General features: G+C 64.0%; 21 protein-coding genes. 8 read left to right on the forward strand and 13 right to left on the reverse strand.

Annotation, left to right across the window (positions count from 1 at the left end; translation table 11 throughout):
* Nucleotides 1-5: 5 nt before the first annotated feature.
* On the reverse strand, nt 6-1,655 hold the full coding sequence (locus KKP04_RS04855; protein ID WP_215027536.1) for an acyl-CoA dehydrogenase family protein: 1,650 nt from the start codon (nt 1,653-1,655) through the stop codon (nt 6-8).
* Nucleotides 1,656-1,810: 155 nt separating this feature from the next.
* On the opposite strand from KKP04_RS04855, the gene KKP04_RS04860 reads away from it, so the two are divergent.
* On the forward strand, nt 1,811-3,214 hold the full coding sequence (locus KKP04_RS04860) for a TAXI family TRAP transporter solute-binding subunit (RefSeq protein ID WP_215027538.1): 1,404 nt from the start codon (nt 1,811-1,813) through the stop codon (nt 3,212-3,214).
* A gap of 169 nt (nt 3,215-3,383) precedes the next feature.
* On the opposite strand, the gene KKP04_RS04865 is transcribed toward KKP04_RS04860, so the two are convergent.
* From KKP04_RS04865 to KKP04_RS04890, 6 genes are all read right to left on the reverse strand, one after another.
* On the reverse strand, nt 3,384-3,833 hold the full coding sequence (locus tag KKP04_RS04865) for an RT0821/Lpp0805 family surface protein (protein WP_215027541.1): 450 nt from the start codon (nt 3,831-3,833) through the stop codon (nt 3,384-3,386).
* 89 nt (nt 3,834-3,922) lie between these two features.
* On the reverse strand, nt 3,923-5,299 hold the full coding sequence (locus KKP04_RS04870; RefSeq protein WP_215027542.1) for an ATP-binding protein: 1,377 nt from the start codon (nt 5,297-5,299) through the stop codon (nt 3,923-3,925).
* Nucleotides 5,296-5,988, reverse strand: a complete 693-nt coding sequence (locus tag KKP04_RS04875; protein ID WP_215027544.1) for a response regulator transcription factor — start codon at nt 5,986-5,988, stop codon at nt 5,296-5,298. The genes KKP04_RS04870 and KKP04_RS04875 overlap by 4 nt, the downstream gene beginning before the upstream one ends.
* Before the next feature lie 18 nt (nt 5,989-6,006).
* Nucleotides 6,007-6,273, reverse strand: a complete 267-nt coding sequence (locus tag KKP04_RS04880; RefSeq protein WP_215027546.1) for a hypothetical protein — start codon at nt 6,271-6,273, stop codon at nt 6,007-6,009.
* A gap of 81 nt (nt 6,274-6,354) precedes the next feature.
* Nucleotides 6,355-6,771 (reverse strand): hypothetical protein, encoded by a 417-nt coding sequence (locus KKP04_RS04885; RefSeq protein WP_215027548.1) that lies wholly within the window; start codon nt 6,769-6,771, stop codon nt 6,355-6,357.
* A gap of 231 nt (nt 6,772-7,002) precedes the next feature.
* Nucleotides 7,003-7,464, reverse strand: a complete 462-nt coding sequence (locus KKP04_RS04890; RefSeq protein ID WP_251133904.1) for a YcgN family cysteine cluster protein — start codon at nt 7,462-7,464, stop codon at nt 7,003-7,005.
* A 102-nt stretch (nt 7,465-7,566) separates the two neighbouring features.
* Between KKP04_RS04890 and KKP04_RS04895 the strand changes: the two genes are divergently transcribed.
* From KKP04_RS04895 to KKP04_RS04920, 6 genes are all read left to right on the forward strand, one after another.
* Nucleotides 7,567-9,738 (forward strand): PBP1A family penicillin-binding protein, encoded by a 2,172-nt coding sequence (locus KKP04_RS04895; RefSeq protein WP_215027552.1) that lies wholly within the window; start codon nt 7,567-7,569, stop codon nt 9,736-9,738.
* Between the two features lie 58 nt (nt 9,739-9,796).
* The gene (locus KKP04_RS04900; protein WP_215027554.1) at nt 9,797-10,375 is read left to right on the forward strand and encodes a DUF1214 domain-containing protein; all 579 of its coding nucleotides are present in this window, start codon (nt 9,797-9,799) and stop codon (nt 10,373-10,375) included.
* Between the two features lie 16 nt (nt 10,376-10,391).
* Nucleotides 10,392-11,015, forward strand: a complete 624-nt coding sequence (locus tag KKP04_RS04905; RefSeq protein WP_215027556.1) for a hypothetical protein — start codon at nt 10,392-10,394, stop codon at nt 11,013-11,015.
* Between the two features lie 171 nt (nt 11,016-11,186).
* Nucleotides 11,187-11,927, forward strand: a complete 741-nt coding sequence (locus KKP04_RS04910; protein ID WP_215027558.1) for a metallophosphoesterase — start codon at nt 11,187-11,189, stop codon at nt 11,925-11,927.
* 6 nt (nt 11,928-11,933) lie between these two features.
* Nucleotides 11,934-13,400, forward strand: coding sequence for a bifunctional serine/threonine-protein kinase/universal stress protein (locus KKP04_RS04915; RefSeq protein ID WP_215027560.1), 1,467 nt, complete (start codon nt 11,934-11,936; stop codon nt 13,398-13,400).
* Between the two features lie 116 nt (nt 13,401-13,516).
* Nucleotides 13,517-13,933, forward strand: coding sequence for a Rap1a/Tai family immunity protein (locus tag KKP04_RS04920; RefSeq protein ID WP_215027562.1), 417 nt, complete (start codon nt 13,517-13,519; stop codon nt 13,931-13,933).
* Between the two features lie 43 nt (nt 13,934-13,976).
* Here the strand turns inward: KKP04_RS04920 and KKP04_RS04925 are convergent, their stop codons facing one another.
* The 6 genes from KKP04_RS04925 to KKP04_RS04950 all read right to left on the reverse strand — a co-directional run bounded on the left by KKP04_RS04925 (nt 13,977) and on the right by KKP04_RS04950 (nt 21,606).
* On the reverse strand, nt 13,977-14,819 hold the full coding sequence (locus KKP04_RS04925; RefSeq protein ID WP_215027564.1) for a class I SAM-dependent methyltransferase: 843 nt from the start codon (nt 14,817-14,819) through the stop codon (nt 13,977-13,979).
* A gap of 96 nt (nt 14,820-14,915) precedes the next feature.
* Nucleotides 14,916-15,209: a hypothetical protein gene (locus KKP04_RS04930; protein ID WP_215027566.1), complete on the reverse strand. Its 294-nt coding sequence runs from the start codon at nt 15,207-15,209 to the stop codon at nt 14,916-14,918.
* 129 nt (nt 15,210-15,338) lie between these two features.
* Nucleotides 15,339-16,859 (reverse strand): S10 family peptidase, encoded by a 1,521-nt coding sequence (locus tag KKP04_RS04935; protein WP_215027568.1) that lies wholly within the window; start codon nt 16,857-16,859, stop codon nt 15,339-15,341.
* A 172-nt stretch (nt 16,860-17,031) separates the two neighbouring features.
* A complete protein-coding gene (locus KKP04_RS04940) occupies nt 17,032-17,469 on the reverse strand; it encodes a phosphate-starvation-inducible protein PsiE (RefSeq protein WP_215027569.1) in 438 nt (145 codons plus the stop codon).
* Nucleotides 17,466-20,015 carry a mechanosensitive ion channel family protein gene (locus KKP04_RS04945; protein WP_215027571.1) on the reverse strand — a complete coding sequence of 850 codons (2,550 nt, stop codon included), beginning with the start codon at nt 20,013-20,015 and terminating at the stop codon, nt 17,466-17,468. Before KKP04_RS04945 ends, KKP04_RS04940 begins: the two co-directional genes overlap by 4 nt.
* A gap of 157 nt (nt 20,016-20,172) precedes the next feature.
* Nucleotides 20,173-21,606, reverse strand: a complete 1,434-nt coding sequence (locus tag KKP04_RS04950) for an NAD-dependent succinate-semialdehyde dehydrogenase (RefSeq protein WP_215027573.1) — start codon at nt 21,604-21,606, stop codon at nt 20,173-20,175.
* A 222-nt stretch (nt 21,607-21,828) separates the two neighbouring features.
* Between KKP04_RS04950 and ggt the strand changes: the two genes are divergently transcribed.
* On the forward strand, nt 21,829-23,610 hold the full coding sequence (ggt, locus tag KKP04_RS04955) for a gamma-glutamyltransferase (RefSeq protein ID WP_215027575.1): 1,782 nt from the start codon (nt 21,829-21,831) through the stop codon (nt 23,608-23,610).
* The last annotated feature ends 8 nt before the right edge of the window (nt 23,611-23,618 follow it).

Genomic DNA, 23,618 nt, shown 5'->3' on the forward strand with positions numbered 1-23,618 from the left:
TAGAGTCATTGGCGCGCAAGGATCGCGTCGACGGCAATCCTCGCACCGCCAGAGCCGTAATTGATACCGCGCGCCTCCCCCGACAGCCGCGCATCGCAATAGCTCGAAGCGACATCCGGCGCACCGTGGCGGAGCAACAGCGCCGCTTGCAGAGCCAGCGCCATGCGCTCGGCGATGCAGCGCGCGTCGGCCTCGGCAATGCCGCCGCCGATCTGGCGATGCAGGGCATCGAAGCTCGCGTCGTAAGCCGGATGGCGTCCGCGCGCTGCCGCAAGCTCGGCCAGCAACGCGTCGAGCGCGACCGGCTCTTTTTGAAGCGTGCGCAGGATGTCGAGCGCGATGACATTGCCCGACCCCTCCCAGATCGCGTTCACAGGCGCCTCGCGATAATAACGCGCCGTCGCGGCCTCCTCGATATAGCCGCCGCCGCCGAGACACTCCATGCACTCGGCCACGAAGGGCGCGGTGCGCTTGGCGATGTAGAATTTGCCGAGCGCCACGCCCAGCCGCGCGAAGCCGCGTTCTTCCGGCGTCGTCCCGTCATAGGCGCGCGCGATGCGCATGGTGAACATCGCCGCCGCCTCGTAGTCGAGCGCGAGATCCGCGAGCACGGCGCGCATGACGGGCTGATCGATCAGCGTCTTCTGGAACGCACGGCGATGGCGCACATGGTGCATGGCTTCCGCCAGCGCGCGCCGCATGATGCCAAGCGATCCCGCCGTGGTGTCGAGCCGCGTGTGATGCACCATGTCCATGATGGTGGCGACGCCGCGCCCGTCTTCGCCGATCATCCAGGCGAACGCGCCGTTATATTCGAACTCCGCCGACGCGTTCGACCGGTTGCCGAGCTTGTCCTTCAGCCGCATCAGGTTCATCGAATTGCGCGCGCCGTCCGGCTTGATGCGCGGCGCGAGGAAACAGGACAGCCCGCGATCCGTGTAGGCGAGGGTGAGGAACGCGTCGGACATCGGCGCGGAGCAGAACCATTTGTGCCCGGTGAGCAGATATTCGCCGCCGGGACCGCCCGCGCCCATCGGCACGGCGCGGGTGCTGTTCGCGCGCACGTCCGAGCCGCCCTGCTTCTCGGTCATGAACATGCCGATTGTGACGCCGCGCTTCTCCGCGATGGGGCGCAGCGGCGCATCATAGATGCCGTCGACGATCTTCGGCAGCCACGCCTCCGCCACGTCCGGCTGTTTCCGAAGGGCGGCCACACTGGCGTAGGTCATGCTCATGGGGCACATCGTTCCCGCTTCCGCCTGGCTTCCGATGGCGAGCGCCGCCGCGTGGGCGACATGCGCGCCCGGCCGCCTCTCGCGCCAGCCGATGGAGTGGATGCTGTGCTCCATCGCGAGCGCCATGCATTGATGATAGGCGGGATGAAAGCGAACTTCGTCGATGCGCGCGCCGAAACGGTCGAAAATGCGAAGCTCGGGCAGATAGCGGTTGGCGTCCTCGCCCGCCTGCAACGCATCGTCTGTCCCCGCCGCCGCGCCCAGCGCCGACAGCGGCCCGTCCACCCATTCGCCGCCGTGAAGCCGCGCGGCTTCTGTCAGCGCAACGTCCGTCTCGTAGAGGTTCAGCGCGCCAAAAGGGGGCGGCATATTGGTGACGTCGTGCGTATCGAGGTTTGTTCGCGGCTCGTAATCGACCATACGTTCCTCCCCTGACATTTTTATCAGATTGAACGCCAGCGGTCGCATTTCGGCAAGCGCCGCGTTGTGCTGATACAGCCTGCGACATTTAACATTGCGTTAACCCTTTCGCGCCCGTAAGAGGAAAAGGGCCTAACCCGTCCGGAGCGCTGCCCATGAGACGCTTCTTCACCTGGGAATATCTTGCCGTCTTCATACCGGCTCTGGCGCTGGCCGTGGCAGCCGTGTGGTTCACGTTGCGGTACGTGAAACCCGCGCCGCCGGACACCTTCGTGCTGGCGGCCGCAAGCAAGGGCAGCCCGTATTACGACCTCGCGCTCCGTTTCAAGGAGGAGGCCGAGAAGAAGGGCGTAAAGCTCGAAGTGCGCGAAAGCGAGGGCTCGCTCGACAATCTCCGCCTGCTCAAGGACGAAACGAGCGATGTTCAGGCCGGAATCGCGCAGGGCGGCCTGACGAACCACATCGATTCGCCGTCGCTCTATTCGATGGGGCGGCTCATCATCGAGCCCGTATGGGTTTTCTATCGCGGCGACGCCCCGCTTTCGAGCATCACCGAACTCAAGGGAAAACGCATCCTGATCGGCCCCGAGGGCAGCGGCACGGCGGCGCTCGCGAAGCGGCTTCTCGGCGCGAACGGCATTACGGCCGAGAACTCGACGCTGATCGCGATGCAGCTACCGGACTATGTCGAAACCTTTGCGCAAGGCGGCGCGGATGCCGGCTTTCTGGTTCTCGGCCCCGAGGCGAAAACGGTGCAGCGGCTGCTGCATCAGGACGGAACCAGGCTGATGAGCATGGCGCAGGCCGATGCGCTTATCCAGCGCTACCCCTATCTGACGCAGGTCACGATGCGAAGGGGCGTCGTCGATTTCGCGCAGAACATCCCGCCCGCCGATACCGTGCTTGTCGCCACGAAGGCGATGCTGCTCATCCGCGACGATTTGCACCCGGCACTGCTTGCGATTCTCGCACAGGCCGTGTTGAAGGTGCAGAGTCAGCCGACGCTCAAGCCGACGGGCGAATCGAAGATTTTCGCGCTCGGCACGGAAAGCCTCGTCGAAGATCCCGAATTTCCGATGATCGACGATGCCACGCGCGTCTACAAATCCGGCCCGACCTTTTTCCAGCGCGTGCTGCCGTTCTGGCTCGCGACGCTCATCGATCGGGCCGCAATCCTGATCCTTCCCATGATCGGCGTGGTGATCCCGCTCGCGCGCATCGCGCCGCTTCTTTACAACTGGCGGATGAGGCAACGCATCCTGCACTGGTATCGCGAGTTGAAGCGGATCGAGCAGAACCTCACATACAAGAAGGCGTCCGCCGAGTTCGTCGACCAGAAGGAGCGAGACCTCGACCGGGTCGAAGAGGCCGTTTGGCGCCTTTCCGTGCCGACGCACCTCTCGGCTGACCTTTACACGCTGCGCGACCATGTCGAGTTCGTGCGGCGGCGCATCCAGTCGTTGCGCGACGTCACGACGGTTACTGGTGCGTCAACAACGCCCGAAATCGCGAGAGATCCGGCGCGCGCCGATGAGCCCGCGCTTGAAGCGGGCGTGTAAAGAGACGCTACTGGCGCCAGGTTTCCCGCTCGCCGTCTCAAATGACAAACTCCGCTCAGGCGGCCGCCTGAACGGAGTGAAAAGGGCAAACCGCGCCGCAAAACCGATAGAGCGGCGGTGCGGTCAACTGGTTCGTCGATCGGACATCGGTCTCGCTACGCCGCTCCGATCATGCCTCGCGCCACGTTCCGTCGGGCTGCTGGCACGCCTTGCCGACCATCGTTTCAGGGCGGCCGTCGATGTAGACCGTCTGCTCGAACTCGCGGCACTGGTAGTTCTGATAGGTGTAGCTCCGGCGCGGCGTCACGTAGCCGTAGCGGCCATTCTTCGGATTGCGCCACTCGGTGCGCTGGCCGCTGTTGAAGGCCGCATATTGCGCTTCATAGGCGCGGCGGCGATCCTCCTCGTCCATCGACTTGCCGATCCGGTTGCCGATGAAGCCGCCGATCAGCGCGCCGCCGACCGTCGCAGCCACGCGTCCGCCGCCATGGCCGAACTGATTGCCGATCAGCGCGCCGGTGCCTGCGCCGAGGAGCGTCCCCGTGTCTTCCTTGGTGGCGCACCCGGTCGACACGACTGCCAGCGCGAGCGAAGCGAATACAAGTGTGATTTTCTTCATTGTCCCCTGCAAGGCAGCCGAATCGCTGCCCGTCCCAGCCGTTAACCTTTTATAAGCGTTTACGGCTCATTCGGGCAATTTTGCGTCCGTCACGCAGCCGGCAGCTTCAGGCATGCGCGAAGGCCGCCGCCGTCCGCCTCTTCAAGGCTGAGAGAGCCGCGATAAAGGTGCGACAAATCGGCGACGATAGACAGGCCGAGGCCGGTGCCGGGCACGCTTTCGTCGAGGCGCTGGCCGCGCTTGACCGCGCTCCGGCGGAACGTCTCGGGCAGGCCCGGCCCGTCGTCCTCGATAATCAGCCTGAAGGTGCGCTCGCCGCGCACGACCGCCGGCTGCTCCACCCTCACCAGCACGCTCGACCGCGCCCATTTGCAGGCATTGTCCATGAGGTTGCCCGCCATCTCGTCGAAATCCTGCTTCTCGCCGAAGAAGCGCACGCCGCCAGGGCACTCCACCTCCAGCGTCAGCGCGCGCGTTTCGTGGATCTTGTTGAGCGCGCGGGAAATCGCGGTCAGCTCCGCGCCGACGTCGGTAACGCCCACGGCGGGCCGAATCTGCGCCGCGATGCGCGCCCGGTCGAGATAGTGCGAAATCTGCTGCCGCATGATCGTGGCCTGCTGTGAAACCTTGCCCGCGAACTCCCCCTCCTGCGGCGCGGCCTCGTTCACAATCACGCTGAGGGGCGTCTTGAGTGCATGCGCGAGGTTGCCGACATGCGTCCGCGCGCGCTCGACGACGTTCTGATTCGCCTCGATGAGCGCGTTCAGCTCTTCCTGAAGGGGCTGGATTTCGGCTGGCGGCGTACCTGTGAGCTTCGCTTTCTCGCCCGCGCGGATGGCGGCGAGTTGCCTCCCCATGTCCTGCAAGGGGCTCAGTCCGAACCGTACCTGGAAGAACGTCGCCAGCAGCAGCCCGCCGCCGAGAAACGCGAGCGTCAGAACAATGGTGTTGGTGAGGTATCTCGCTTCGGCGTCGATGTCCGCCGTGTCGAAAGCCACCGAGATCGAGAAGATGCGGCGTTCATTTTCCTGCCCGAAGTCGATGTCCCGTTCCAGCACGCGAAGAAGCTGCCCGTCCGGGCCATCGGCATAGGATTGGCGCAATTGCCGCTCATCGGGCTTCACCCCAAGGTCGCTCGGCGTCTTGTAGTCCTCTCCGACGAGGGAGGCGGACTTGAACGTGGGCTCGGTCGCGGTGTCTTGCGGGCGAATCTGCCAATATGCGCCGGACAGCGGCTTGGAGAACAGCGGCTCGCCATCGTCGTCGGGGCGGCGGATGTCATGCATGCCCTGCGGAGCGGTCCGCGCGATGATGTTTTCAAGGTACTGGTTGAGGCGCGCGTCGAAGCTGGCTTCGAGGATGTTGTTGAAAAGCGATATCAGGATCGCGGCCGTGATCGAGAGGATAGTGACGATCCACGCGGCCGACGAGATCAGAAGGCGTACTGCGAGCGAATTGCCCTTCATGAGCCCTTCTTCGCGCTCCCTTCGGGGTCGGCGGCGGCTGAGAGGCAATAGCCGAGCCCGCGCACCGTGTGGATGATATCGGCGGGGATCTTGCGGCGCAGTCGGCCGATGAAAACCTCGATGGTGTTCGAATCGCGCTCGAAATCCTGCTGATAGAGGTGATCGACGAGTTCCGTTCGCGAGACGACGCGCGCCTTGTGGTGCATCAGATAGGAAAGGAGCCGGAATTCGAGGCCCGTCAGCTTCACCGCCGTCCCCCCGAAGGTCACGCGTGCGGTGCGCGTGTCGAGCCTGAGTTCGCCGCATTCGAGTTCCGCCCTCGCCACGCCCGCGCTCCGGCGCACCAACGCGCGGATGCGGGCAATCACTTCCTCCATCTGGAAGGGCTTGGCGACATAATCGTCCGCGCCCGCGTTGATGCCCGCTACCTTCTCGCTCCAGCGATCGCGCGCTGTGAGGATGAGCACGGGCGTCTTGACGTCGGCCTTGCGCCAGCGTTCGAGAACGGACAGCCCGTCGAGCTTCGGAAGGCCGAGATCGAGGATGATGGCGTCGTAAGGCTCCGTTTCGCCAAGCCACGCGGCTTCCTCGCCATCGAAGGCGGCATCGGCCGCATAGCCCGCGTCGGTCATCGCCGCGACAAGCTGGCGGCTTAGATCTATATCGTCTTCGACCACGAGAATGCGCATTAAGTCACCCCGCCTCGATCAGCGCGCGGCAAGCCTCACGATCACCACCTTGCCGGACTCGTTAAGGATCGTCGCCTGAAAATACGGCTCGGACGCGCCCGAGCAAAGCGAGAGTTTCAGAATTTTCGCGTTTCTGAGGCGATCCCTCAGCTCGTCCTGGATCTGCTGATAAGTCTTGTAGTTGCCTCGGCTCCAGCTTGCAGAGCATGCAGCTTCGCTGGCCGAAACGGAAGAGCTTCCGCCGGCTGCGATCGAAATCACGAGGGCAGCGAGCATGTATTTCATGTGCGGTTCCAAGCCAGAGATGAACTCCTGATGCTGAACACACGATGAACAAATGACCACGAATGCGGATCGCGCGGAATTCTAGCACTTATTGTCGCAACAGAAAGTCTCAAGCGCCGGTTGGCCGGCGAGTTGTAAAGTCATGCGAAAGCTTCCCGCGTTGGCTGTCTCTTCCAACGTCGCGACCGCGAAAAGGGCGCGCACCGCGCCGAGCGCGGGAACCGCGATCCGCCATTCCAGCGCCACCGAAGCGGCGCACGCCTCCTTCAAGCCGCGGAGCATGGTTTCGTTGGCGACCGCACATTCGCCCGAAATTCTCGTGGCGAATGTGTAAAGAAGAACGCCGTGCCGTTCCCCTTGCGTTTGCTCGCGGTCAAGCTCCCTCAGCGCTGAGGTCAGGGCGAGCGACGGCTGAAACAGGCGGCCAACCGGCACGAAAACGCCGGTTCCGCCGAGGTCCACCTCCAGAGAAATTTCGCCGCCCTGCGCAAACGTCATGCTCTAATCTCACACGAACCGCGCGACACCCGCGATCGCTGCCATATTTTCCGATTTTAATAAAAACTTCAGTTCGGAAGGAATGCAATGCCTTTAACAGCCGGGTTGCGGATCACCGACGATCAAGGCTTTTCGAAGGAACCGCTTCGAAGCGCGCGCAACCGTGCTACGGTTTTGAAGCCATTTTGCGGCTTTTCGGAAGAATATGGCGCCCGGAAAGCGGGCTTCGAATCAGGGTTTCAGCCAGCCGACGATATGGGCCGGGTAGCGCTCCACGCGCACCTTTTTTTCGCTGATGGCAGAACCCCTTATCGCGACGCCCGCTTCGAACACGGTCTCCTGCGTGCCCGATATGAGCGGGTGCCACCAGCCGAGGGCTTTTCCCTCCACGACAAGGCGGTAGGCGCATGTTTCGGGAAGCCATGTGATCCGGCGCACATCTTCGGGCGTCAGCTTGACACAATCGTGAACATGATCCTGCCGCTCGGAGTAATTCGAACACTGACAGGTGCCGAGATCGAGGAGCTTGCAGGCGAGGCGCGTGACGCCGATCTGGCCGGTGTCTTCGTCTTCGAGCTTGATCAGGCAACACTGGCCGCAGCCGTCGCAAAGAGACTCCCACTCGTCGGTCGACATCTCTTCGAGCGCCTTCGTCTTCCAGAACGGCGCTTCGTCCCCGGCGGTGGATTTCATGCCCGGATCGGCAATTAAGCCCTGCCGTTTTAACTGTTTTGCAGACTCGTTTCTTGGCATAGTACCGGCCGGACGGAAGACAACAGGAAGCTGTGAAGACACGTGCGGGACTGGATCACCAAACCGAACAAGCGCAATCGCACCATCAACTGGCTCGCGCTCGATTCCTGGATCGATTCCTCACTCTACGGCCTGTATGCGAGATTTAAAGACTCGTGGGCAAACTACAACAATTTCTTCCAGCGCTTTCGGGTGACAGGTCCGCGCCGCATCGCCACCGAGTTCGTTTCGGAGGCGATGACGCTTGGCACGGCGGGCCTCGCCGTTGTGCTCATGTTCGAGCTTCCGGCCATAGAACTCACGAAGAACCCGAATTGGCGGACGGGCAGCGAATTTTCCGTCACCTTCCTCGACCGCTACGGCAACGAGATCGGCAAGCGAGGCATCCAGTTTTCCGACGCGGTCCCTCTTGAGGAAATTCCCAACGTCCTTGTCAAGGCCACCATGGCGACAGAGGACCGGCGCTTCTTCGACCATTTCGGCATCGACATCATCGGCACGGCACGCGCGCTCGTGCAAAACGCCCGCTCCGATACCGTCGTGCAGGGCGGCAGTTCGGTGACGCAGCAGCTCGCCAAGAACCTGTTCCTGTCCTCGGAGCGCTCCATCCAGCGCAAGATCCGGGAATTGTATCTGGCGCTTTGGCTCGAAGCGCACCTGTCCAAGCAGGAAATCCTGAAGCTCTATCTCGACCGCGCCTATCTCGGCGGCGGCACCTTCGGCGTCGAGGCCGCCTCCCAGTTCTATTTCGGCAAATCGGTGCGCGACATCAACCTCGCGGAAGCCGCTGTGCTTGCGGGCCTGTTCAAGGCGCCGACGAAATACGCGCCGCACTCGAACCCGGTCGAATCACGCGCCCGCACCAATCAGGTTCTGACGAACCTCGTCGAGGCCGGATTCATGACCGAGGGGCAGGTTCACGCGGCGCGCCTCAATGCCGCGAAGATCATCGACCGGCAGGAAGACTACGTTCCGAATTATTTCCTCGACTGGGCTTTCGAGGAAGTGCAGCGCCTCATGAGGGGTAAAGGCGAGTATGTGCTGACGGCGCGCACCACCGTTGACGTACCGCTTCAGAAACTCGCCGAGCAGGTGATCGACGACGCCTTCGAGCGCGAGGCGAAATATGCGCGCGCGACGCAGGCTTCGCTCGTCTCGATGGATACCGATGGCGCGGTGCGGGTGATCGTCGGCGGCCGGGACTACGGCGACAGCCAGTTCAACCGCGCCACCAAGGGCTTGCGGCAACCCGGCTCGTCCTTCAAGCCTTACGTCTACCTCACCGCCATCGAAAGCGGCATCCGGCCGAACAAGGTTTATCCGGACGTCGCGCCGAGATGCGGAAACTGGTCGCCGTCGAACTACGGCGGCGGCGTCAGCGGCCGTGCGATGACACTTTACGAGGCGATGGCGCGGTCGGTCAACACGATCGCCGTGAGGCTTTCGCTCGATGTCGGCCGCGACAAACTGCTCGAAAATGTGCACAAGATCGGCCTGACCTCTGTGCGCAAGACGTGCTCGATGGCGCTCGGCGACACGGGCATCGCGCCGCTCGATCACACCGCGGGCTTCGCCGTTTTCGCCAGCGGCGGCAAGGCGATCAAGCCCTACGCCATCTTGGAACTGCGCAATACGAAGGACGAACTCGTCTATTCGCGCGAGCGCGACGAGCCGGTGCCGGCGCAGATCTTCAAGCGCGAGGACATCGAAACGCTGAATACGATGCTGGAAAAAGTCGTGACGGAAGGCTCGGGCGCGCGGGCGCGACTCGACTTCACGACGGCCGTCGGCAAGACGGGCACGAGCTCCGGGCCGCGCGACGTGTGGTTCATGGGCTTCACCGGCCAATACGTGACGGGTGTCTGGTTCGGCAAAGACGACTTCAGCGAAATGGCGGCGGGCACCACTGGCGGCCAGCTCTCCGCCCCCACCTGGCATCGATACATGGCGGCGGCGCACACCAGCATGGACATTCCGCAGATTCCGGGCCTTCCACTGCATCCGCGGCAAGTCGAGGAACGGCAGCGGCTTCTGGAAATCCGGCGCGACGAGCCGGGCTTCGCCAGCGGCCAGGATGCGGCGCGGCGCATGCCCGCCAAGACGCGGAAGGCGCTGACCTCGCTGTCGAAGCTCCTGAAGGGAGCGCCGAAACTTCAGGCCGCCGACACGCAGAACGACGCCACTCTGGACAACCTCCCCGTGAGGACGCAATAACACTCGCAATCGCCGCCTGCCGCACTTTCCGGTAAGGCCCCCGTCAGGTGTCAGCGCCATGCCATTCCTCACACGGTTCTTGCTGTTCGCGAGCATCGCCCTGATCCTGGGTCTGGGCACGACATGGCGCGCCGTCAGCGGCGGCTTCTTCGCCACGACCGCGCGCCACGGTCCGTGGACGTTCTGGCTCCGCGAAGGCACGGGCGACGCCGATCCCTATACGGCCGCGCACACGGCGCGAGAAGGCTCGCTACCGCTTACCTCGGCAAGCGCGATGACCTTTACCGCGACGCGCGACAGCGCCGGATCGCGGCTCATCGGCGACTGCACCTATGAAGTGAAGGGCTATGCCATTCCGGCACTCTGGTGGAATCTCGCGGCTTTCCGCAAGAACGGTGAGACGATGCCGAACAAGACCGGCCGCTCCAGCTTTACAAGCGCGAACATCCTCGCCGCTCCGGATGGCGCCTTCGTCGTGCGACTCTCGCCCGATGTCCAGCCCGGCAACTGGCTTCCCTCGGAGCGAGGCGAGCGGGTGGCGCTGCGCATGACGGTTCTTCGCCCGCTCGCTCCCGACGTACTGCTGAACGCGGGCAGGCACGTGCTGCCGTCGATCAAGCTGATGGAGTGCTCGTAATGGCGGGGTGCCCGTGATGGGAAAGTTGCCCTGGGTGCTCGGCGGAATTGTCGCCGGAGGCATTATCCACATTCTCGCGGTGTTCGGCATATCGTCGCTCGCCGAAGGAGACGCATGGTCGAGGCTTGCGGACGCGATGCCGCGTAACGCCATCGTTCTACCGGACGCCAAGTCGGCCCCGGCGCTGCCTTTTTCGTCGCCGGACGTCGTGACGGCCTACTGCCTCTACGATCTCGCCGAACGCAATGTGATCATACGCGCCCCGTTGTCCGAACCGGCCTGGACGCTTGCCGTTTCCACCCGCTCCGGCGAAAACTTCTATCTGGTCGCCGGTGCCGATTCGAAACGATCCGAGGTGCGTCTTTTGCTGATCCGCCGGGATCGCCTTTCGGATGAAGCCAGCACGGAAACGACCGTGGAGGGCGACGATCAGAACATCGTGGTCGCGCCGGCCGAGGCGGGCATCGTGGCGATCCGCGCGCCGATTCGCGGGGAGAGCTTCCGCAACCAGACCATCCGCGAACTGCAAAAGGCTCGCTGCGAGTTGCAGCCCGATGAGCCTCTGGTCGCGGCGGTAGCGGCGCCGCCCGAGGAACCGCCCGCGCCGCAGCCTCGTCCCCGGCGGCGGCGCAACCGCTGAATTTCTTCCGGGTGCGGACTTGAGCAGCTGGCTCGCGTCACAAAAGTTATGCACCGGTTTCGGCGAAGCGCACGAAATGACCGCGAACCGGCCTTTCCCAAACGAAAATCGAACAGACGGGCCCCGCAAAGTTTTGTAGGGTATCCAAAAACGAATCCTTGGGGAGAGCCCATGCTTATCGCGCTTCTGGCTGACATCCACGCGAACCGGCAGGCGTTCACCGCGTGTCTCGATGATGCAAAGGCGCGCGGTGCTGAACGCCACGTGCTTCTTGGCGATTTCGTGGGCTACGGTGCCGACCCCGTCTGGTGCATCGACAAGGCGACGGAGCTTGTGGCGGGCGGCGCGATCGCCGTCATGGGCAATCACGACGCGGCCGTGAGCGATCCCGCGATCCGCATGAACGAGGAGGCGCAGGAAGCCATCGAATGGACGCGCGGGAAGCTCGGGCAGGCCGAGCGGCGCTGGCTTGCCGAACTGCCGATGGAGCATTCCGACGAGGGCCGCCTCTACGTTCACGCCGACGCGAGCCAGCCCGATAACTGGATTTACGTGCTGACCGTGGAAGAAGCCGCGCGCAGCCTCCGCGCTACGCAAGCGCCGGTCACGTTTTGCGGCCACACGCACAAACCCGCGATCTTTTCCACCACAGCGGCCGCGAAGATGACCGCGTTCAGCCCGGTGACGGAAATCGCCGTGCCGCTGCACGGACTTCGCCGCTGGCTCTGCGTGCTTGGCAGCGTCGGCCAGCCGCGCGACGGCAATCCGCGCGCCTGTTATGGCCTCTTCGACACCGAAAAGAAGGAAATCATCTACATCCGCGTGCTTTACGACATCGAGGCAGCCGCCGCCGCGATCCGCGCCGCACGCCTGCCCGATTTCTTCGCCGAACGCCTCTTCATCGGCCGGTGACCCACCATGGCTAAACCGACGCTCCAACGCGGGGACGTGCTTGACGGCTTCGTGCTTGAGGATCTCATCCACAAAGGCGGCATGGCGCGATTGTGGAGCGTGACGAAGCCCGGCATCGACGTGCCGATGCTCATGAAGGTGCCCGTCCTCGGGGAAGGGCAGGATCCGGCCGCGATCGTCAGCTTCGAGATGGAGCAGATGATCATGCCGCGGCTTTCCGGCCCGCACGTGCCCCGCTTCATCGCGGCGGGGGATTTCGCGCTGCATCCGTTCATCGTGATGGAGCGGCTGCCGGGACGCTCGCTGTTGCCGCGCCTCTCAGATCTGCCGATGCCTTATGAGGAAGTCGCGGACATCGGCTGGAAGATCGCCACCGCGCTCGACGATCTGCACCGACAGCACGTCATCCACCTCGACATCAAGCCGAGCAATATCCTCTTTCGCGAGTCAGGCGAGGCGGTGCTGCTCGATTTCGGATTGTCGCATCACCAGCAGTTGCCGGACCTGATGCAGGAGGAATTCCGCCTCCCCTACGGCACCGCGCCCTATATGGCGCCGGAGCAACTTCTTGGCGTGCGTACCGACCCGCGCAGCGACCAGTTCGCGCTCGGTGTGCTCCTTTATTTCTTCTCCACGGGCGAGCGCCCCTTCGGAGAGAGTGAGCGGCTCAACACCATGAAAAAGCGGCTCTGGCAAGACCCGAAGCCGCCGCGAAGCCTACGCAAGGATTATCCGCTGTGGCTTCAGGAAATCGTGCTGCGCTGCCTCGAAGTCGAGCCCGCGTGGCGCTATCCGACCGCCGCGCAACTCGCTTTCGACCTTTCGAATTACGATCAGATCCGGCTCACCGCGCGCTCGGAGCGGACATCGACGGACTCGTTCTGGACGCGCGTCAAGCGCCGCTTCAACCCGCCCGAACGCAAGGCTGCCGCGCCGCAATCGGTTTACAGGCGGCTGGCGGCCGCCCCCATCGTCGCGGTGGCGGTCGACCTTTCGGAAGCATCGAAGGAAACGAATGATTCCTTGCGCGAGGCGGCCGGCCGGGCGCTCGCGCAGCTTCCGTCCGCGCGGCTGGCCTGCCTCAACGTGCTGAAGATGAGCTACATCGCCACGCGCGATACCACGCTCGACGACGAGGGGCACAACAAGCATGTGAACCGGCTCGTGCAGCTTCAGGATTGGGCGCAGCCGCTGAAGCTGAAGGAAGGTCAGATCACCTTCCACGTTCTGGAGGCTACGGACCCGGCGTCCGCCATTCTCGATTATGCCGAACAGAACAAGGTAGACCAGATTCTCCTCGGCGCGCGGGCCAATTCACTCCGGCGCTCGCTGCTCGGGAGCGTCTCGGCGAAGGTGGCGGGCGAGGCGGGATGCACCGTAACCGTCGTTCGCGTTCGCCGCGAGGACGCCCCTGCAAAACCGGAGCACACCGCGTCGGGCGGGGAGGTCGGCGAGAGCGTGGCCGCGCCTTAAGCGACGTTCCGAGCGCCTCCGGCCCCGCATGGGTGACAGGCACGCTCTTCGGATTGACAAGCGCGCCAACATGGGCGAAGGGGGCCGTGGCTGGCGCTCTGGCGACGGGGGACATAATGAGTCGGGCTGTAAGACGGTGGACAGCCGCCGTGCTGGCGATAGTCTGGCTCGCGATGGCTGGCGCGGTTCAGGCGGACGACGGCTACACCACCGCCGACATGCTCGCGGACTGCAACTCTATCCTGCGGTTGGCAAAACCGGGCGCCAATCCGGACGAACTCGAACTCGAAGATACCTTCACGACCGGACATTGCTGGGGCGCGTTCCACACCGTTCAGCAACTCCTCATCACGCGGCTGGAGACGGACAACGATCCGCTATTGCGCATATGCGTGCCCGAAGGCGTCTCGCTCCTGCAACTCATCCAGATCTTCGACCGCTACGCGCGCCTCAATCCGGATAGCCAGACGGAACCGTTCACCGCGGTCGCGATGGCTGCGCTGCGATCCGGCTTCCCCTGCGGCACGAAGTAAAGTCATCGACGCGGCACTCCCAACCCGTGCGCCCGTGTCTCAGCTACGACGGCTTTTCAAAGGTGAAGACGCAATAGCGCATCGCGCCGGTCCGGTACGCAGCGAGGATGAGGAACAACGTCGCCGCGAATGCCTTGTTTTGCGTGCCGCCGCCGAGCAGGAACGCGCGATATCGGCGGTCGCTCGCAAGCTTGGCAAGGCTGCGGCGGATGCAGATCGCCCATGTCCGGCTCACCTGCCCGCTGATGTCGTCCACGCGCGCCACGCGAAAGCCCGCGCCTTCGGCCAGCGCGAGATAATCCTCCTGCGTGCCCATGCCGGGAAGCCGACCGTAGCGGCATATGCGTTCGAGGAGCATGCTGTCGACGCGTCCGAGCGTGCCGCTCTTCGCCAGCCACGCGCAGACCGCGAGGCGCCCGTCCGGACGCAGCACGCGATGCGCCTCCGCGAAAAAGCGCGCCTTGTCGGCGATATGCTCAGAGCTTTCGATGGCGTAGGCGCGGTCGAAGCTCGCATCCGCGAAGCCGTTTTCGAGCCAGTCGCACAGCGCAATGGTAACGCCGGGCGTGCTTCGCGCAGCCGCTATCTGAAACTGGTTTTCGGAAATCGTCACGCCGTCGAGCGCCACGCCGTAGCGCGAAGCGAACAGGCGTGCCGTCTCGCCATAGCCGCAACCGATGTCGCAGACGCGCATGCCGCGCTCAAGGCCCAGGCGTTCAGCCACAAGCGCCGAGAGCGCCTCGGCGGCTTCCGCGCTTGTTTCGCGGCCGGTGCGCCAATATCCGTGATGGACGTGATCGCCCCAGATCTCGCGGTAAAAGCCGTCGAGTTCGTTGTAATGCAGCGCCACAGCGGCGCTCGGCTGATCGGCATTCGGAAATATCATGAAGACCTCGCGGCAGCAGTATGAATGTTCTGCCAACGCTCGGGTGCGCGCCGCGTTTCATAGCGCGCGATCAAAAGATCGCGCGCTGATCGTTCGCTATTTCGCGGCCTTCTTCGCGTCTGCCGCGGGAGCGGCTGCCGGAGTTTCTTCCTCCGCCGGTTCCTGATACCCGGCCATCGGGGTCGCATTACAGCCCACGTTGGCGTCGGCCCAGCAGCCGCGCGACGCGAGAAGCCCGAAGCCTGCCGCCGCAGCGTGGCCACCACCGGACGCACCCGACGTGGCGTTGCGGTTGACGGCGCCGCCGTAGAAGCTGCCGGATGCCTGAGCGTTCGCTTCCGCGACGCATGCCGCGGTCATAAGTGCGCTTATGAGCAGTATTCTTTTCATGCCCCACCTCCCTGTAATCGGAATATTTTAAGGTGAGCGGAGGCTGGTTGCTATCGAATCGTATCAAATCCAGCCGCTTTGTGCAATTTTAGTGCGCGCCTGTGATGTTTTTAGCACCAAAACCCGCTCCTACCTTTGTGGAGCCGCCTCATACATGCGCCGCACGTCGCGTGTAAGCGCATCGCGCGACGGAGGCCTGAAATACATCATATGGCCGCCGCGATAGACATGCAGCTCCACCGGCGCCGCGCCATCGATCGGCCGGAGCTGCCCGATCAGATATTTCGACAGCGCATAAGGCGTAACGAGATCCGTGTAACCGTGCGCGATGAAGACCTTGAGCGCGGGGTTTTGCGTGCGCGCGCGTTCGATAAGTTCGGGCCCGCTCGTTTCATGCGCCCGCTTCTTGTCGCCCGCCCAGCGGCGGTTGGCGGTGCCGTTCAGGAGGCGATAATCGAGGTCGGTGCGAAAACCGAGATCGCGCGCGATGTACGTCGCCGCCGCCGGAGCCAGCACGCTCGATGCGCCGTCGAGGATCACGTCAAAGCCGTCGTATCTCGCGGGCATCGGAAGCGGCGCGCTGACGGCGGCATCGTAGCGGCTCAACCTGCGATTCGTCGCGCGCTCATACTCGTCGAAGAAGACGTGGTCCGGCGCGCGTCCCTGATTGCGGGCGACAATTTCCGGCGATAGCCCCGTCAGCTTCGCGACTCTCGCCGCGACGGCCTCGTTTGGCGCTCGCCCGCGCGCGACATGCACGAGATAGTCGGTTTCGGCGAACGCTTCGGTCTCGCGCGCTATGTCTTCGACCGGCGCCTTGGCTCCGTCCTTCAACTCGGCGGCCGCAACCGCGAGCGAGGGAAGGTCGAAGGTCAGCGGGAGGACATTGAACCGATTGCCGCGCAAAAGCGGAAAATCGAGCGCGGGCGATATCAACACCGCGCCCCGAACGTCGAGACCGTCATCGAGCAGCTTTTCGGCGAGAATCGCCGCGCGGAGGCCGCCATAGCTCTCGCCCGCGAGATAGACCGGGCCAAGGCTTCGCTCGCTGTGCCCGAGCCACAGCCTGATGAAGGCCGCGACGGAATTCGCGTCTTTCTCGTCGCCCCAGAACGCGGCCTCCTTGTCATCGCCGCCGCCGGTGGCGCGGCTGTAACCCGTGCCGATGGGATCGATGAAGACGAGGTCGGTGAAGGCGAGCCACGTGGCGGGGTTGTCCACGAAACGGACCGGCCTGAGCGGCGCGGCTCCATTCTCCGCGAAGGGAATGACACGGGGCCCAAGCGCCGCAATATGCAGGAAGGCCGACGCCGCGCCGGGGCCGCCGTTGAACACGAAAGTTATCGGGCGCGCGGGTGCGTCCCCCGCCTGATAGGCGACATAGAACATCTTCGCCGCCACCTCGCCCTTCGGGCCGAAGAGAGGCAGCGTGCCCGCCGTGGCCTTGTAGGCGAAGGGTTTGCCGTCGAGCGTGACCGTGTGCCGCGTAACGCTGTCGGTCGGCAGGTGCTGCGCGAAGCCGCCGCCGGCTTGTGGCGAGGCGGACGGGCCTTCGCGCTTGGTATCGGGCTTCTCCGCTGCCTCGTCGTGAGGGGGATGGCCTGCGGGAATGTCCTGCGCCGCCGCCGCTTGACAAAGAAAGCCGGCCAAAGCCAAAGCGCCGACGAGGGCTTTGAGAGTTCCTGTTACGTTTCTGTTGTCAGCCGCCACCCGAAAACCCTCTTGCTGTCACGCCGCTTCCTAAGATGGCGCTTGGCCAAGGCATTTCAATTCGAGGGAGAAATCATGCAAAAAGGCGTGGCGGGAGATCTGATCTGGCCCGTCAAGCCCGAGGCATGGTTCCGCCGGCGCCGTCGTTGGAAGGCGGCCCGCTCGGCGCCGCCGGTCTGATCGCCGGACGAAGGTTCACCACCGCGGCCGCAATGGCCAGCATCAGGATCGCCCCTGATTCGTAAACGATCATGATCGGCTCTTGCTCCTTCTGAAGGATCGCGACCCGTGCGATGGCTGTAATCGCGATAAAAATCGGCAGAGTTATCGGGATCTGCTGCGAAGTGATGTAGGCGGCGACCATGCCCAGCACCTCGACATACAGGAACATGAGGAGCAGGTCTTGCAGACCCACATCGCGCTTCAAGCCGATGAGATACATCTCCTTGATCGCGCCGATCACGGTGAGGATCGCAATCACCACGAGAAAGAAGCTTTCAACCTGCTGGATGAGCTTGCCGATTTTCACATTATCCCCCTCCAGTCTCATGAACCGTTCCTCGGCAGAACGATCCGACCGTCATTCGGCGCGTCGTCGGCATCCTCGCCGTCCTTGTCGCTCCGCGAAGCCACATAGAGGCTCACGGCTTCGCGCCAGAGTTCGGCTTCCTCGGGTGGCAAAGCGGGCAATGCGCTCCGCGGCATCTGTATCCCCTCTTTCCTGAAGGCTTCGATGATCCCCATGCGCAGTTCGGTTTTCGTTCCAAGTCCCTTGTTGAGATCGTAGATGTAGGCGTACAGCTTGAACTGGAGCGCATCGACCGTAAAATCGTCGAGCGAAACAAAAGGCTCCGGCGACGTCATCACGGCCACATGCGAACGGGCGACGTCGAGCAGCACCTCCTTGACCTTGCGCGGGTCGCTTCCGTGAAGCGCCGACACGGGAATCACCACGCGCGTCGTGTTGTTCCGCAGCGTCCAGTTTTTCACGTTGCCGGTAATGAAGGAGGAGTTCGGAACCAGCACGCTCGCGCGGTCGTAGGTTTCGATTTCGGTCGAGCGTACGCTGATCTTGCGCACAGTGCCTTCCTCGCCGCCGACCGTGACGAGATCGCCGACCTTGATCGGGCGCTCGGCCAGCAGGATGAGCCCGCTGACGAAGTTGCTGACGACGCTCTGAAGCCCGAAGCCGATGCCGACGGAGAGCGCTCCGGCTACGATGGCGAGGTTGGAGAGATTGAGCCCGGCATAGGACAGCGCGATGAGTGCCGCGGCGCCGACGCCGATATAGCCGACGCCGGTACGGATCGAGTCGCGCAGGCCGCCGGACAGGCCCGCAGGCTTCAGAACCTGCGTGTCGAGCCAGCTCTGAAACAGCCGCGCGGCGAAATAGCCGAGCACAAAGACAACGATGGCTGCAAGAAAGGCGGCAAGCGAGACTTGCGTGTTGCCGATCCGGAAGCCGAAGAAGAGCTGGTAATACCATTCCAGGACGTCGGCCCACGGATAGCCCCATTGCAGGAGGATCAGCGGCACCGCGCCGACGAGGACGATAAACTTCAGGGACAGGCTGATCGGAACCGAAAAACGCTCGCAGCGCTTCTGGTCGATGCCGAGCGCCCTGATCCAGCCTCCGATCGCCGAATTCTCGTCGCTCATGCCCTGCGCGACACCGTCAGCCCACAGAAGCAGGATATAGACGACGGCAAGGATCGAGCCCGTGACGATGAGCTGCTGGGCGAGGAAGCGGGACAGCGACAAATACCCCGAAAACGCCGTTACGATAATGGCGGCGGTGACTAACCAGACCGGAAGCCTGAGCAGGTTCAGCCATGTGGTCCGGGGCAGACCTTCGGAGGTCTTGTCCCGGAGCGGCGTCCTGAGGATCGCTGCCACGAGCAGCGCGACGAGAAGGTTCGCCGGAAGCGTGAAGGCAAGGGTCAGCGAGAACGGAGCCTGAACAACGCGCGTGACGGTGTAGAGGAATGTGGTCGCGCCGTAGATGAGCGCGAGCGCGAGCATCAGCCCCGAAATCCGCACGGCCGCGCCTTCGGTGGCCGGGATGAGCCGCCATTGCGGGCGGCCGGGTGCGAAAACCGTGGTTATAAGAGCATTCACCCCCACGATCACGAGGATCGAGCCTGAGGCCGAGTAGAGCAGCCACTGGATTTTTCCAGGTACCGGCTGCGCGGCGTTCATCGCATGATAGAGGAAGACCAGCGGCAGGCAGGCGGGAATGACGCGTAGCACGATAACACCGGCCGCCGTCGATGCACGCCGCCAAAAGGGGGGGGCGCCGTCGTCGGTCCATGTCCTGAGGTGGCGTACTCCGCGCCATGAAAGGAGCGAAAGCCCGGCAAACAGCGCGAGCGCCGTGCCGAACAGATATAGCAGCTCGGACCGACCTTCGGATTCGGCCCACCAGTTCCTGATCGTGCTTTCGGCGCGATTTATGGCCATGTCGGCATAAGCGGGGACATTCTCCCATGTCTGCAAGGACCAGATCCCCTGCACCGGCTGGAAGAGATTGTTCGTGAAGTTCTTCCGGCGAATGTCCTGTATCGAGTTGATCAGCTGATTGACGCGCGAATGCGTGTGATCGAGCGTGGCGCGCGCCGAGTTCAGGTGGCTCAGATGAAAGGCGAGGTCGGCGCGAAGCAGGGCGGCTTCCCCTGTTTCCGGCGGCTGGTCGGCGGCCGGCACCGGGGGGAGATTTCGACCCTGCTCATCGATAGCCCGGATTGCAGGCTCAAGCTTCTTCCAGAATTCGTCGGCGTCGCTGCGGATCCTGAGCAACTGGTCGCGGAAAGCGTTAAGCTCCTTATAGCGCAGGCCGGGCTTGCGAAGCTGGTCCTCGATATCGTCGAGCGTCTTCAGCCATTTTGCCGTCGTCCCCGCGATATCCGCGCCGAACGCATCGTTCGCACGCTTGATGACATCGGCCTTGTTCGCTTCGGGGGTAGCGGCCTTTGGCGCGGGCGCTGCGGCCGCAGGCGCGGCTTGCTTCGCGGCGGCGTCCTGAGCGAACGCCCCGACATTCGGGACAATGAGCGCCGCCGACAGGAAACACGCAAGAATCCAGTGCCGCAAAGCCATCTGACAAATCCTTAGGAGATTGTGAAATACAGGAAGTCAGGTGTACTAGAGGGCAAGTTTGCGGGCAATAAGGCGGCCCGCGCCGTCAACCGTTCCGTGCGGCGGTTGCGAGGGTAGCACGAGGCGAGCACCCCCCGCGTGGGGAGGCGGTGCGTCGTTACTCGCGCACGTGGACGCTCTTGATGTTCACGAATTCGCGGATGCCGAACACACTGCATTCTCGGCCATAGCCCGAATGCTTCACGCCGCCGAACGGCATGCGCGGATCGGATCGCACGTTCTCGTTGACGAAGGCCATGCCCGCTTCGAGGTCGTTTGCTGCGATGTCCTCGCCGCGCCGGGCGTCGCGCGTGAGCACGCCGGAGCCGAGGCCGAACTCGGAGTCGTTCGCGATGCGTATCGCGTCTTCCACGTCGCGCGCCTCGATGACCGCGGCGACGGGGCCGAACACTTCTTCATCATAGGCGGGCTGTCCGGGCTTCACGTCGGTCAGCACGGTTGGCGGATACCACGCGCCCGGCCGGTCCGGCACCTCGCCGCCGCAAAGGAGCCGCGCGCCCTTCTCGATGCTCTCGCGCACCTGCCTGTGGATCTCGTCGCGCGCGCTGACGCTCACCAGCGGGCCGAGCTTCGTCGCCGGGTCGAGCGGATCGCCCATGCGGATGGCACTCATCTTTTCCGCGAACGCCGTCTCGAACGCCTGCCGCACGGGCGCGATCACGACGAAGCGTTTGCCCGCGATGCAGCTCTGGCCGCCGTTGACCATGCGGGCCTTCGCGGCGACGGTCGCGGCCTGCTCGACGTCCGCGTCTTCGAGCACGAGGTAGGCGTCGCTGCCGCCGAGTTCGAGCACCGTCTTCTTGAGGTTGCGGCCCGCCGCCTCCGCCACCGCCTTGCCCGCCGCCACGCTGCCGGTGAGCGTCACCGCCGCGATGTCCGGGCTGTCGATCAACTCCGCGGCGTCGCGGCCCGCGATCAGGATGGTGCGGAAGACATTGTCCGGCGCGCCGGCCTCGCGGAATACCTCCTCCATGGCGAGCGCCGAGCCGGGCACGTTGCTCGCGTGCTTCAGAAGCACGGTGTTGCCCGCCATCAACGCAGGCGCGGCGGCGCGGAAGACCTGCCAGAACGGGAAATTCCACGGCATCACGGCGAGCAGCGGCCCAAGCGGGTTGAACGCGACGTAGGTGCGTCCGCCATCGAGTTCGACCGGCCCATTTGCGAGGAATCGCTCTGCGTTCTCGGCGAAATAATCGCAGTTGAAGGCGCATTTCTCGATCTCGGCGAGCCCCTCCGTGACGGGCTTGCCCATCTCGTCAGCCATCAGCCGCGCGAATTCATCCTTTCGCTGGCGGAGAATCCGCCCGGCCGTGCCGATAATGATGCCGCGCTCGGCGAACGATGTGCGCCGCCAGCCGCGAAACGCCTCGCGCACTTGCGCCGCCATCGCAAGCGCCTGTTCGCGCGTATGGCCTTCGTACGTGCGGCCCGGCTCTCCCGTCGCCGGGTTTACGGTCTTCAGCGCGGACGGGCTGCCGCCTCCGCCCCGCGCCGCCTTCGCCTCGTAACCGTGTCCCGCGTGATGTGTCATGATGCGCCTCGTGATTGAAATCGCGCCCCGCCATTTCGCCTTATCGTTCAACCTCTTTTTGGCTCGCGGCGTTCCCGCCTCCCGGTTGTTCCACGGATGAGCGTCCGTTTCGTTTCCGGCCTCTCACACGAATGTCTATTTCCTGCTGCAAAGGGGTCGGGTCTAAAGATAAATCTGCCGGCATTCATCAGCCTGCCCTCAACCTTCCGGGCCAACAGATCCATGCTTCATTCGATATTCCTACTTCGCCCTATCTGCGTCGCGCTGGCCATGCTTTCGGCGCTCGTTCCCTTCGCGCCGCCCGCGCTCGCGCAGAAGGCAACCGATCCGGCGGCCGATGCGCTGATCGGTTTCGACGCGCGCTTTGTCCCCGCCGTGGCGGAAAGCGGCATGGTGTCGGCGCAGGAAAAGGTTGCGGCCCAGGTCGGCGCCGACATCCTCAAGGCTGGCGGCAATGCCGTCGACGCGGCCGTGGCTGTCGGCTTCGCCATGGCCGTCACACATCCGCAGGCGGGTAACATCGGCGGCGGCGGCTTCATGCTGATCACGCTGGCGGACGGCCGGAAGATCGCGCTCGATTATCGCGAAACGGCACCCGCAGCCGCGACGCGCGACATGTTCCTCGACAATCGCGGCGCGGTGGATCGCGACAAAGCGCGCTACAGCCGCGCGGCGGCGGGTGTCCCGGGCACCGTGGCGGGCCTTCTTCATGCGCTCGAAAAATACGGCACGATGCCCCGCGACAAGATCATGGCCCCCGCGATCCGGCTCGCGGAAGAGGGCGTCGTGGTGCCTTATGGCCTCGCCTATGCCTTTTTGCGGGCGAGAGACCGGCTGAACAACGATCCGTCTACAGCCCGCTACTTCCTCAAGCCGAATGGCGAGCCCTGGCGCATGGGCGAGGTGCTCCGCCAGCCCGACCTCGCGAAGACGCTGCGCGCCATCAGCGAGCACGGCGCTGCGGGCTTCTACCAAGGCGAGGTCGCAGGCCTCATCGCCGACGAAATGAAGAAGAACGGCGGCCTCATCACCGAGGACGACCTGAAGGCCTACACACCCGTCGAGCGCGAGCCGGTGCGCGGCGTCTATAATGGCTACGAAATCATTTCCATGCCGCCGCCATCGTCGGGCGGGGTGCATGTCATCCAGATGCTGAACATTCTGGAAGGCTTCGACCTGAAGGCGCTCGGCAGCGAGAGCGCGGACACCTATCACCGCCTCATCGAGTCGATGCGCCGCGCCTATGCCGACCGCTCGAAATATCTGGGCGATCCGGATTTCGTGCCCGTGCCAGTGGCGGGCTTGACGAACAAGGCCTATGCGGCGGAGCTTCGCAAGGGTATCGACCTCGAACACGCAACGAAGTCGGCGGACGTGTCGGCGGGCAAGCCCCCCGCGCCCGAGGGCGAGCAGACGACACATTTTTCGGTGATGGACAAGGCGGGCAACGCGGTCGCCAACACCTACACGCTGAACCTCGCTTTCGGCAGCGGGTACTCGGTCGATGGCGCGGGTTTCCTCCTCAACAACGAGATGGACGATTTCTCCGCGAAGTCGGGCGTGCCGAACGCCTTCGGCCTGATCGGCGACGAGGCGAACGCGATCGAACCCAAAAAGCGCCCGCTGTCCTCGATGGCGCCGACCATCGTCATGAGGGACGGCGCGCCCTATCTCGTCACCGGCAGCCCCGGCGGCAGCACCATCATCACGGTGGTCCTTCAGCAAATCCTGAACGTGCTGACCTTCGACATGAACGTGGCGGAGGCCGCCGCCGCGCCGCGTATCCATCACCAGTGGATGCCGGATAATGTCATCACCGAGCGCGGCGTTTCCGACGATACGCTGCGGCTTCTTGAGGCGCGCGGCTTCATTCTGCCGAAGAACGCGGACGGCACGTTCCAGCACCGCGTGCTCGGTCGCGCCAATTCGATCATGAAGATAGGCCCGCTATTTCTCGGCGCGGCCGACCTTCGCGACGGCGACTCGGCAGCCATCGGATATTGAAGACGTTG

It is taken from the genome of Rhodomicrobium sp. Az07 (genome assembly GCF_018619475.1).
Classification (GTDB): domain Bacteria; phylum Pseudomonadota; class Alphaproteobacteria; order Rhizobiales; family Rhodomicrobiaceae; genus Rhodomicrobium.